General features: G+C 72.8%; 8 protein-coding genes. 3 read left to right on the forward strand and 5 right to left on the reverse strand.

Features of this window, described 5'->3' with window-relative positions; all coding sequences use genetic code 11:
• Positions 1-93: 93 nt before the first annotated feature.
• Positions 94-1,104 carry an FAD-dependent oxidoreductase gene (locus WME97_RS28970; RefSeq protein ID WP_437542131.1) on the forward strand — a complete coding sequence of 337 codons (1,011 nt, stop codon included), beginning with the start codon at positions 94-96 and terminating at the stop codon, positions 1,102-1,104.
• Between the two features lie 600 nt (positions 1,105-1,704).
• Positions 1,705-2,814 carry a fatty acid desaturase gene (locus tag WME97_RS28975; protein ID WP_437542133.1) on the forward strand — a complete coding sequence of 370 codons (1,110 nt, stop codon included), beginning with the start codon at positions 1,705-1,707 and terminating at the stop codon, positions 2,812-2,814.
• Positions 2,815-2,981: 167 nt separating this feature from the next.
• On the opposite strand, the gene WME97_RS28980 is transcribed toward WME97_RS28975, so the two are convergent.
• From WME97_RS28980 to WME97_RS29000, 5 genes are all read right to left on the reverse strand, one after another.
• Positions 2,982-4,640 carry a hypothetical protein gene (locus tag WME97_RS28980; RefSeq protein WP_437542135.1) on the reverse strand — a complete coding sequence of 553 codons (1,659 nt, stop codon included), beginning with the start codon at positions 4,638-4,640 and terminating at the stop codon, positions 2,982-2,984.
• Between the two features lie 180 nt (positions 4,641-4,820).
• The gene (floA, locus tag WME97_RS28985) at positions 4,821-5,813 is read right to left on the reverse strand and encodes a flotillin-like protein FloA (RefSeq protein WP_437542137.1); all 993 of its coding nucleotides are present in this window, start codon (positions 5,811-5,813) and stop codon (positions 4,821-4,823) included.
• A 50-nt stretch (positions 5,814-5,863) separates the two neighbouring features.
• A complete protein-coding gene (locus tag WME97_RS28990) occupies positions 5,864-6,337 on the reverse strand; it encodes an NfeD family protein (protein ID WP_437542139.1) in 474 nt (157 codons plus the stop codon).
• Positions 6,334-7,839, reverse strand: coding sequence for an NfeD family protein (locus tag WME97_RS28995; protein ID WP_437542140.1), 1,506 nt, complete (start codon positions 7,837-7,839; stop codon positions 6,334-6,336). Before WME97_RS28995 ends, WME97_RS28990 begins: the two co-directional genes overlap by 4 nt.
• A gap of 117 nt (positions 7,840-7,956) precedes the next feature.
• Complete coding sequence (locus WME97_RS29000) at positions 7,957-8,664, reverse strand: alpha/beta fold hydrolase (protein ID WP_437542142.1); 708 nt, start codon at positions 8,662-8,664, stop codon at positions 7,957-7,959.
• Positions 8,665-9,136: 472 nt separating this feature from the next.
• Between WME97_RS29000 and WME97_RS29005 the strand changes: the two genes are divergently transcribed.
• A complete protein-coding gene (locus tag WME97_RS29005) occupies positions 9,137-11,200 on the forward strand; it encodes a hypothetical protein (RefSeq protein WP_437542144.1) in 2,064 nt (687 codons plus the stop codon).
• Positions 11,201-11,226 lie beyond the last annotated feature (26 nt).

Raw genomic sequence — 11,226 nt, forward strand, 5'->3', positions numbered from 1 at the left:
GGCGCGTCGCGGGACACAGCGGGACGTCGCGGGACGTCGCGGAACGTCGCTGGACGTCCATGAGACCGGATTCGACGCCGGGCGTGGTATGCGATGTCGACGCTGAGGCGCGGCGTGCTAGAGCGCGCGATCGTGGCGTCATCGCGGGGCCAGGCTCAAGGGCAGCAGATCACCGTCGTGGGCGCAGGGGTGATCGGGTTGACCACGGCGGTCGTCCTCCAGCGCGACGGCCACCGGGTGCAGGTGATCGCAGCGGCGCGCGGCGAGCGAACGACGTCCGCGGTCGCGGCGGCGCTGTGGCATCCCTTCCTGGCGAACCCGCCCGAGCGGGTCAACGCGTGGTCCTCGAGGAGCCTCGATGAACTCACGCGCATCGCGAACGAACACCCGGAGGCGGGCGTGGATCTCCTGACCGCGCGCGAGGCGGCGGACGACACGCGCCCGCCGTGGTGGGCTCCGAGCGCCCCGGACCTCGCGATCGAGCCTGGACCCCACCCGCTGGGCGCGCCGTACAGCCTGCGATTCACGGCGCCGCGCATCGAGCCATCGTTGCACCTGCCCTGGCTGGAGGCGCAGCTCGACTGTCCAGTGCGCACCGAGAACGTGCGATCGCTCGCCGAGGTCGAGGGCGCCTGCATCGTGAATTGCACCGGGCTCGGAGCGCGCGCGCTCACCGGCGACGGCGAGCTCATCGGCGTCTACGGCCAGGTGGCGATCGTCGAACCAGGCGAGATCCCCCCAGATGTCGCACTGGGTGATGAAAGGGACGAATCGGCGCTCGTTTATGTCATCCCAAGGCGTCGCGAGATCGTGATTGGCGGTTGTTTCATCCCGTCGCCCGATGATCGCCCTTTGACGCCTGATCCCGAGCTTGCTGACGCAATGCTCCAGCGGGTGCGCGCCGCCGGGCTCAAGCCGGGCCGCTTGCTCGGTTCACGCGCCGGGCTGCGCCCTTATCGGAGCACCGTGCGGGTCGAGCGTGAAGGCCGTGTGATCCACAACTACGGCCACGGCGGTTCGGGATACACGCTGGCATGGGGTTGTGCCCACGAGGTGAGCGCAATGCTGCGGGACGGCAGCGCGTCGACACACGGCCATGTCTAGCGGAATGTGCCGAGCGCACTGTTTTGACGCGTGCCATGTTGTCAGCGTCAGCGTCAGCGTCAGCGCGGCGCTCCGGGCCTGTTCCTCGGACAACAGCAGCGGCGCCAACGCCAACGCCAACGCCAACGCGACGCCGCCGCGAACGCCGCTACGAGCCAACGCAAGCAGATGCAGGCGGACGACGTCATCGTAAACCGACGCAACGGTCTCAACCGTCGTAAGCGTCGTAACCGACGCAACCGTCGCAAACCGAAACAAACGACGCTGCTTCTGGAATCCAGCCAACCAGAAAGCCCAACGCAACGCTCCGAAAGTCCCGTTGTGCTCCTGTTGCTAGGCTGCTAGATTGAATTCGTGCTCGTCTGCGAGCGTCTCCCGCCTTCTCTCGCAGTGGGACCGCCCATGGCGCTCCTCTGTTCATCCGAGGGAATGGCCGTGGACGACCTCGCCCTGGAGGTCGCTAACCCCTGACGACCTGTCGGTGCCATCCCTGGAACGCGGTCCCGAGCGGTCGAACGTTCGTTTGCGCTTGATCCGGTGTCCACCGTTCGCTGTCACCAACGTGAAGATCCGAAGCTTCCCCCGGGAGTTTTGAGCGCCATGAACAACGACGAGAATCGACTCAGTCGTCCATCGGGGCGGCCAGCCGTCTGGAATTTCACGAGGAACAACGACGAGAAGTGCCCGAGCCGCCCCTCGGGCAGGCCGTCGGGGCGGCCCTCGGGCAGGCCGTCAGGCCGGCCCTCGGGCAGGCCGTCGGGGAGACCTTCCGGGCGGCCGGCCCTCTGGAGCGTCCTCCCGCTCGACAGCGGTTTGCTGCAGACCCGGACGATCGAGTGGCCGACGGTGGCGCTCTTCGCGGGGTCGTGCGCCCTCTGGGCGACGGCCGTCACCGCGGGCATCGCGGGCTGGGTGTCGACCGTTCCGGCGGTGCTCGCAGCGGCGGTCGCCGCGTATGCCGCCTTCACGCCGATGCACGAGGCCTCGCATCGGTCGCTGGCGCGCTCCGCGCTGCTGAACGGCGTGATCGGGCGGCTGTCCGGGCTGCTGCTCGTGGCGCCGTTCCTGGCGGTGCGTCACTTCCACCTCGAGCATCACAAACACACGAACGAGGCGGACCGGGATCCCGACTACTGGAGTGGGCGCGGCCCGTGGTACCTCCTGCCGCTCCGCTGGGCGACACAGGATCTCCACTACTACTATCTATTTTTGCGCTCCTACCACGCGCAGAAGCGCGCGGAGCGGATCGAGACGGTCGCGTCGCTCGCGGCCATGCTCGCGCTCGTGGTGCTGGCCTTCGGGCTCGGCGTCGGCCAGCTCGCGCTCCTCTACTGGATCTTGCCGGCGCGGCTGGCGATCTTCTTCCTCGCGTTCGCCTTCGACTACCTGCCTCACTTCCCCCACGAGATCACGGCGACGCAGAACCGGTACAGCGCGACGCGCGCGGTCGACAGCGTGCTGTTCAACGTGCTGCTCTTCGGGCAGACGTATCACCTGATCCACCACCTCTACCCGGCCGTGCCGTTCTTCCGCTACCGGACCGTGTGGAAGCACCAGCGCGAGGAGCTCCTGAAGCTCCGCTCGGAGAGCATCCCCCCGCCGCGGGCGTCGTTGCCCCTGATCACGGCGGGCAGCCTCGCCGCGCCGCGGGCGCCCACGATCCAGACGGTTCACCCCACGCAGGGCGCGGCCGAGCTCGACGCCATCTGACCCGCTCCACGGCGTTTCCGCCCACCTCAGCTACATGCCAAGCAGAGCGGCGGTCTCCCGCACAGGAGACGGGCTCAGATCGGCGTTTTCGGCGCGCAAGCGCACTCCGGTGCGCTGAGCACCGAAAACGTCGAGGTGGGCCCGTATCCGAAGCGGGTGACCGCCGCTCAGAGGCGGGCGCGGCGGCGGGTGCGGAGCGCTCGCGGTGGCAGCAGGACCTCCCGGAAGAGCAGCGCCTCCGCCACGGTTCGGCGGTCCAGCGCGACGCTGGACGCGTCGAGGCGCGGCCCGAACGCGTCGGGCCGTCGCTCGGCCGTGCCGAGCGCCGGGATCGCGGCGCGCGCCTTGATGAGGATCGACAGCGACTGCGCGGGCGCCTGATGCGCCGCCAGGACAGCGCCCGCGAGGAGCGCCCGGGCGTCGAGGACGGCGGGGACCCGGCCGGCGAGCAGCGCGTCGCGCGCGCGCGACGCCTCCTGGCGCTCGTGCGGGCCGTAGTCGAGCCCGCTGATGTCCTGCAGACCGAAGCCGGACAGGGCGGTGAGCGGGCCGGCATAGAGGCGCTCCACGATCCACGCGGCCATGGCGGCGAAGGGCGCCAGCGAGACGGGGCGAAAGGCGCCCCTCACGGGCAAGAGCAGGTCATCGAGGCTCACCTCGGCGTGGCGGCGCGCCCACGCCTCCCGCAGGGCGCGCGCGTCCTCGTTGAGCCCGCCCCGCTCGAGGACCATGCACCCGATGAGCACGCGCAGGTGCGGCGGAGGGTGCTCGTCATAACGCGCGCCGGTCACGTCCGTCTGGACGGCGATGGACGCATACGGCTCGTCTTCCTGGAAGAACAGCTCGCTCATCGTGAGCACGTAGGCGGGGCCGAACATGAGCGTGCCGAAGACGTCACAGAAGATCTCCTCGAACCACACGCCGAACACCCGCCTGAGCGCGGGAGCCCCGATGCGATCGCCGTCCGGCGCGAGCGGGCGCACCCGCTCGCCCCCCAGGCCGAGCTCGCGGCGCAGGGCCGGCTCGAGGCCGTCGACCGAGGCCAGGAAATCGTGGCCTATCTCGTGCGCGAGCGCCGGCCAGCGCAGCGGGGTCGAGAAGAAGTCGACAGGGAGGAAGATGGGCGCGATCGACGTCGGGATGAAGCCCGTCCAGATCGCGAGATCGAAATCCGTGAGCTGCGTGGCCGGCGCTCCGCTCCGGAGCGGCAGCCCCTCCGCCCGCGCGAACGCGATCACGGGGGCGTAGCAGGCGTCGGCGAGGGCGTCCGCGTCGCCGAGATCGGGCAGGAGCGACGGGTCGCGGCGCTGCCGCACGAGCACCGCGATCTCGCCCACGACGAGCGCGATGCTGTCCGCCGCGGCCTCCGCCTCGCGCGCCGCGAGGCCCGCGTCGATGGAGGCGCGCAGGCGCCCGATCTCGTGCGGGACGGCCCCGAGGAGCACGTCCGTGAAGCGCCGGTTCGCCCGTTCGTGACGCACCACCTCGCCGAGCGCCGCGGCGCTCTGCTCGATCTCGGCGAGCCGCAGGAGCACCACGCGCAGCCGGTCGGCGTCGGGCGCGCGCGGGGCGCCGAACGGCATCCCCGCCCACGGCGCAGCGCTCGGCGGCGCTACATCGACGAGCCCCGTATCGCTCCCCGGCGCGACGTCGACGAGCGCTCGTTCGCTCCGCGGGGCGTCCTCTCCGCCGGGCCGCGCGGCGGCACGCGCAGCGCGCTCGGCGCGCCTGGCTTGCAGGCTCCTGTACAGGCTCGCGAGCTTGACGAGCGCCCAGATCACTCCGACGAGGGCGCCGACGTATTTCTCGAGGTCGATGTCACGCATGGCGCCCGTCCAGCGTCGTCGGGGGGCGGCCCTCCGGCCGCGCGGCTCTCCGGCCGCGCAGCGCGCGGCGATAGCGACCGGGGCGGGCCGAGCACCTCGGCCAGGACGAAGCGCCGCACGAGCGCGCCGCGGCGGCCGAGCCACGCGAGGAGCGGGCTCGGTGGGTCGCGCGGCGGCACCTCACGACTCCCCGGCGGGATCGGGCTTGCCCCCCGTGGTGCCGGCGATGCCCTGGCGCATCTCGGTGTCGGCGATGACGTTGCGCATGTTGTAGTAGTCCATGACGCCGAGCTTGCCCGTGCGGAGCGCCTCCGCGACGGCGAGCGGGATCGTCGACTCCGCCTCGACGAGCTTCGCCCGCATCTCCTGCGTCTTGGCCTTCATCTCCTGCTCCTGGGCGACCGCCAGCGCGCGGCGCGACTCCGCCTTGGCCTGCGCGACCTGCTTGTCCGCCTCGGCCTGCTCCGTCTGGAGCTTCGCGCCGATGTTGGAGCCGACGTCGACGTCGGCGATGTCGATGGAGAGGATCTCGAACGCCGTCCCCGCGTCGAGGCCCTTCTTGAGCACGTTCTTCGAGATGGTATCCGGGTTCTCGAGGACGTGTTTGTAGTCGTCGGCCGAGCCGATGGTCGAGACGACGCCCTCGCCGACGCGGGCCAGCACCGTCTGCTCGCCCGCGCCGCCGACGAGGCGCTCGATGTTGGCGCGCACGGTCACGCGCGCGATCGCGAGGAGCTGGATACCGTCCTTGGCCACGGCCGAGACCTTCGGGGTCTCGATGACGCGCGGGTTCACCGACATCGCCACCGCCTCGAGCACGTTGCGGCCGGCGAGATCGATCGCGGCCGCGCGCGAGAAATCGAGCTCCATCCCCGCCTTGCCGGCCGAGATGAGCGCGTTGACGACGGCCTCCACCCTGCCGCGGGCCAGGTAGTGGGCCTCCAGCATGTCGACGGACACCCCCTCGAGCCCCGCCTTCACGGCGCTGATCCGCGCGTTGACGATCTGATCGGGCGGCACCCGGCGCAGGCGCATCGCGATGAGCGTGAGCATCGAGACCCCGGCGCCCGACGCCTGCGCGGCGACCCACAGCCGGAGCGGCACCATGTACAGCGTCGCGACGATGGCGACGAGCACGAGCCCGCCGATCACGATGACCGAGATGATCTCCATATCCCTCTCCACCCGTCCCTGTCCGTGAAGGGCCGCCTCTCGCGCGCTCTCTAGGGCTCGCGCGGCTCGACGACGACCCGATTCCCCTCCACGCTCGCGACCCGCACAGGCGTGCCAGCCTCCACGTAGAGGCCGTCGGTCACGACATCGACCGCGCGATCCTCGATCTCGACCGTGCCGGCGGGGCGGAGCGGCGTGAGCGCCCTGCCCTCCTTGCCGGCAAGCGCGGCGAGCCGCGCGTCCGGGCCACGCCCGCTCCGCTGGGTCTCGAGCAGCACCATCTTGCGGCCCACCGGCGTCCTCGGGACAGCCCAGAACAGGAGCCCCGTCACGCAGACGCCGGCGCCCAGGGCGAGCAGGCCGTAGCCGATCCCGAGGGCCGCCCATGCGAGCGCGACCGCGCCGAGCACGGCGGCGCCGCCGAGGAGCCCGACGAGGCCGACGCCGGGGATGACCAGCACCTCGATGGCGAGCAGCACGAGCCCCACCACGAGCAGCGCGACGACGAGGAGCGCGGGCGTCACGCTCCGCGCTCCTCGTCCGCGCCGCGCGCGACCGCCCTCACGACGACCCGGCCCCCCTCCGCGCGGATCACGCGCACACGGGCGCCGGCCTCGACGTAGCCGAGCTCCGAGAGCGCCTCCACGCGGCGGCCGTCGAGAGCGACCTTGCCCGAGGGGCGCAGATCGGTCGCGGCCGTGCCGAGCCGGTCCACGAGCGACGCGGGCGCCGCGGGGCCCTTGGGAGGTCCTCCGACGGCGACGCCGCGGATCGCCGCGTCGAGAACGAACCGCCGCCCGAAGCGCGTCCTCGGCGCGATGCGGGCGGCGCCCACCGCGAGCGCCGCCGTCGCCGCGAGCGAGCCGCACACCGAGGCGAGGGCGCGCGGCAGCCAGCCGGCGTGCCAGGCGACGTCGACCGGCACGCGCTCGAGATCGAGGAGCGAAAGGAGGAGGGCGCTCGCCACGCACGCGGCGCCCGCGACCCCGGGGACGATGTGCCCCGGGACCAAGATCTCCACAGCGATGAGGATCGCGCCGACGGCGAAGAGCGCGAGCTCCTCCCAGCCGGCGAGCTTCACGACGTGGTGCCCGAAGAAGAACAGCGCGAGGCACGAGAGCCCGAAGGCGAGCGGGACGCCGTGGCCCGGCGCATAGAGCTCGAGGAGGATACCGAGCATCCCGAGGGTCATGAGGACCCCGGAGAGCGTGGGATCCGAGAGGAAGCGCGCGAGCTCCTCGGCGAAGCTGGGGCGCGGGCGGATGATCTCCGCGGGCTGGGGGCGGCCCAGGGCGCCGAAGAGGTCTGCCTCGCTGCCGGCCTGCACCTCGGCGACGCCCCACGCGAGCGCCTGCGCGCCGTCCAGCGTGAGCAGCTTCCCCTTCTCGTCGAGGCCGGGGACCTCCACGTCGGCGTCGACCATGGCCTCGGCGATGTCGCCGCGCCGCCCCTTGGCCTCCGCGGTCGCGCGCATCTCCTTCCGCATGTAGGACACGACCTTCTCGGCAACTGGCTTCATCTCGCCGCCCTCGCCGATCTGCACGGGCGTCGCCGCGCCGAGGGTGGCGCCGGGGGCGACCGCGATGACATCGCAGGCGAGCGAGATGAGCGCTCCGGCCGAGATCGCGCGCGGGTTGACCCAGCACACCGTGCGGACGCGCGCCCGGAGCAGCGCGTCCCGGATGGCGAGCGCGGCGTCGATGCGTCCGCCGAGCGTGCTGATGTCGAGCACGAGGAGGTCGCCCTCCCCCTGGGCGGCGACGACGCGCTCCAGGAAGGGCGAGAGGCCGAGATCGATCGTCCCGGAGATCGCGACCACGGTGACCTTGCCCGCGCCGGGGATCGGCGGGAGCGGCCGCGGGCCCGGCGGCGTGGGGGCCCCGGCCGCGCCGCCCGGGCCCGCGGCGGGCGCCGCCTCGCCGCGGGCGGGGAGGCACAGCGCCATCGTCGCGAGGAGCGCGAGGAGCGGGGTCGCGCGCCGCGCCCACCTCGCGGCCTGTTCCAGCAGGCGCCACAAACCAGTCAAGCCCCGCTCCCTGCTATGGCGGCTCGGCTCGCGCCGCGCGCCATGCTCCCTGAGGTTCACGCCGAAGAACGCCGGGACAAGGGTAGCGCATGGCGGCGCTCCACGTCACCCCCCTGCTCAGGCTGCTCCGCCGCTGCCCGCCATGAACCTCGCCACCGCGTCCGCGAACTCGGCTGGTCGCTCCACGATCCAGTCGTGGCTTCCCTTCGAGGAGACGACAAGGGTCGAGTCGGGGATCGAGCGTTGGATGGCGAGGGCCGAGCCGATCGGCACCGTGAGATCGCGCGCGCCCCAGGCGAGCAGCGTCCTCACGCGCACGCGCGCCGCATGGCCGCTCAGATCCGCGGTCGCGGCGATCCGCAGGAGGCTCAGCGCGCTCCGCGCGTGGAAGAGCAGGTTGTGGAGGAGAGCAGGCGCCCCCCGCGCGACGAAGCGAGGCGCCAGCAGCACCTCGACGGCGCGGGCGAGGACGAGCGAAAGCACCGAGCCCGGCGGGTTGAATCCGATGGAATCGACGAGCACGACCCCGGTTAGCCGCTCGGGGTGCAGCGCCGCGACGATCAGCGCCACGGCGCCAGACAGCGAGTGGCCGATCAGCGTGACGCGCTCGAGGCGCAACACCCGCAAGGCCTCGGCGACGCAGCGCGCATACCGCTCCAGGGTCCACGGCGCGCGCAGCCGCGAGGCGCGGCCCGAGCCGGGCAGCTCCAGGACGAGCACCCGCGCGCGGCGCGCCATCGCCTCGACCGCTGGCTGGTAGGTCGCGCCGTCGATCAGCATGCTGGGCAGAAGCACCGCGGGCTTGCCGGTGCCCGTCTCGGTCACATAAAGGATCTCGTCTCCGACCCGGATCTCACGCCCACGGCCTTCCGCCCGAGCCCCCCGCCTCGCCGCGGGGCCCGCGCAGATGGGCAGGATCTTCTCTCCTCGACCCGACCGGGGGACATACGAGCCGGCGACAAGGAGCGAGCGTCCGGCGCAGGATCCCGTCGTTCCGCTTCGTCGAACGCGCTTTCCCATGATCGGCGAGCCGTTGCCGGACGCGTGCCAGCGCGGGCTGGTTCGCCGCGGATTCGCCGCGGGGATCGCATGAAAACCTGGAAGGCCGTTGAGCCTGTCGCGCGCCGCGCTAAGCTCGTCGACACAGGCTTCGAGACGTGAATCTCCAGGCTGATTGAGGGCCAGCAGGCATGTCGCCGCGGGCCGAGAGCCGGACGGCGCCTGCTCGGACAACCAGCTCTTCTGGAATGACAGAGGCGATATGTTGAGGTTCCGCTCCACGTCCGGAGATCGGAAGATGGCCGAGCTCAGCGTCTCGGCGCTCTCCGTATCCGCTGCGATGTCCGTCCTCTCCCAGGGTGCATGGGGGACGGACGCGCCGCCCGCTGCGGAGGTCCAGTGGGCCTATGCGCTCGTCGCTGCGCTCGGGTATCTGCCGGCCGCGATCGAGATCGCCGCAGCCACGCTGCGGCGGACGGGAATGTCGGTCGAGGCATATTTGCGGAAGAACGCGGCGCAGCTGGATCCGGGGGGACCCGAGGGGGAGATCGTGGGTCAGGTGCTCGGCGACGCGCTGGAGTCGCTCGGCGAGGAGGCGCGCCGGGTGGTGCATGCGCTCGCCGTGCTGCCCGCGGCGGGCGTTCCGCTGGAGGTGGTCGCCGCCGCGGCGGGGAAGCCGGCGCCTTCCGCTGCGCGGCCGCTCCAGCTGCTCGTGCATGGGCGGGTGGTGTCGCTCGAGCAGGGCCCGCAGACCTTCACGATGACGCCCCCCGTGCGCGCCGCGGCCCGCGAGGACGCGGCGGCCGACGCGAGGCGCTGGGACGCGCTCCACCGGGGATCGGCGGACGCGATGCAGGCGCTGCTCTTCTGGACGGCCGCGGCCGAGGGGCGGCCGGCGGCGGCGTCGCGCAGGCGCGTCGCCTGTGAGCTCTTCGCGGCCCTCGACCTCGCGCCGTTCCGGGACGGCGAGCGCGGCGCCGAGGTGCTGGCGCGGGCGCTCGTCGACGCCTGCACGGTGGTCGATCTCGGGCTCCCGGCCGAGCTCCAGCAGCGCTTGCTCGACGAGGCGGCGCGGCTCTCGGGCGACGCGCTCCCCGAGCTGCGCGAGCGCGCGCTGGCGGCGCTCGAGAGCGCGCGCCGCGCCGAGCTCGCGAGCAAGCGGCGCGGCACCTTCGGGACGCTCCGCGCGACGCCGGCCGCTCGCGAGCGCGGCCGCCCGGGTCACCGCGACGTGCTCCGCAAGGCGGTGCGAGCGAACGTGCAGCGCGCGGCGGCGCGGAGCTCGCCGCCGGCCGACGACGAGATCTTCTGCAACGCAAAGGAGCTGCTCGCGCGCGGCAACCGGCGCCTCGCCGAGGGCGCGCTCGAGGCCGCCGTCGCGGACTACGGCGAAGCGCTCGCCGGGTTCGAGGCGGCCATGCACGGGCGTGGCCAGGCGACGGCGCTCCTGCTCCGCGGCGACGTGCACCGGCGGCAGGGGGACATCGCGGCCGCCTCGCGCGATCATGAGCGGGCGCTGTCGCTGTTCAGGGCGGCGTCCGACCGGGCCGGAGAGGCGATGGGGTTGCTCGCGCGCGGCAACCTCCGGCTCGATCAGGACGAGCTGGCGGGGGCGGCGAGCGACTACGGGTGCGCGCTCACGCTCCTCAGGGCTTGCCGCGATCGCCTGGGCGAGGCCAACGTGCTGAAGGCGCAGGGCGATCTGTGCTTCAGGGAGGGGGACCTCGCGGGCGCCGCGCGCGCCTACGACCGCGCGCTCTACATCCTCGAGGGCGTGGAGGAGCGCGTCCTCAGCCAGCTGCGCTCGCCCCCGCCGAGCAGCCGCGATGAGCGTCGCGGGGCGAGCTCGCGCGCCCGCGCCGCGCGCGAGGTGCTCCCGCAGCCCGATCTCCTCCGGGCGCTCGGGTGCGAGCAGACCCATGCGCGCACGTGGCAGGCCCGCGGCGACCTGCGCCTGCGAGAGCGGCAGACGGCGCTCGCGGCGCGCGACTATGGCAATGCGATCCTGCTGTACCGGGACAGCGGAGATCGCCGCGGCGAGGCCGCCGCGCTCAAGGCCCGCGGCGACCTGCGCCGCCAGCGGGGCGCGCTCCCGGGCGCGCAGCGCGACTACGAGGATGCGCTGCGGCTCTTCGAGGAGCTCGGGGACGGCGCGGGGCAGGCCGCGGTGCTCCACGCGCGCGCCGATCTGCGCTGCGAGCGGGGCGACACCGCCGGGGCGGCGCTCGATTATTCGAGGTCGCTCGCCCTGTTCGACGCGACGGGCGATCCCGCTGCGCATCCAAACGCCAAGGGCGCCGTCACGGGCGTCGCCCACCGCGAGGACCCACCGCGCCGCGCCGCGGCGGCTGTCCCGCGGTGAGGCGGCCAATGAATCCCGTCAATTTC

The sequence above is a fragment of the Sorangium sp. So ce367 genome (assembly GCF_051520455.1).
Classification (GTDB): Bacteria; Myxococcota_A; Polyangia; order Polyangiales; family Polyangiaceae; genus Sorangium; species Sorangium cellulosum_B.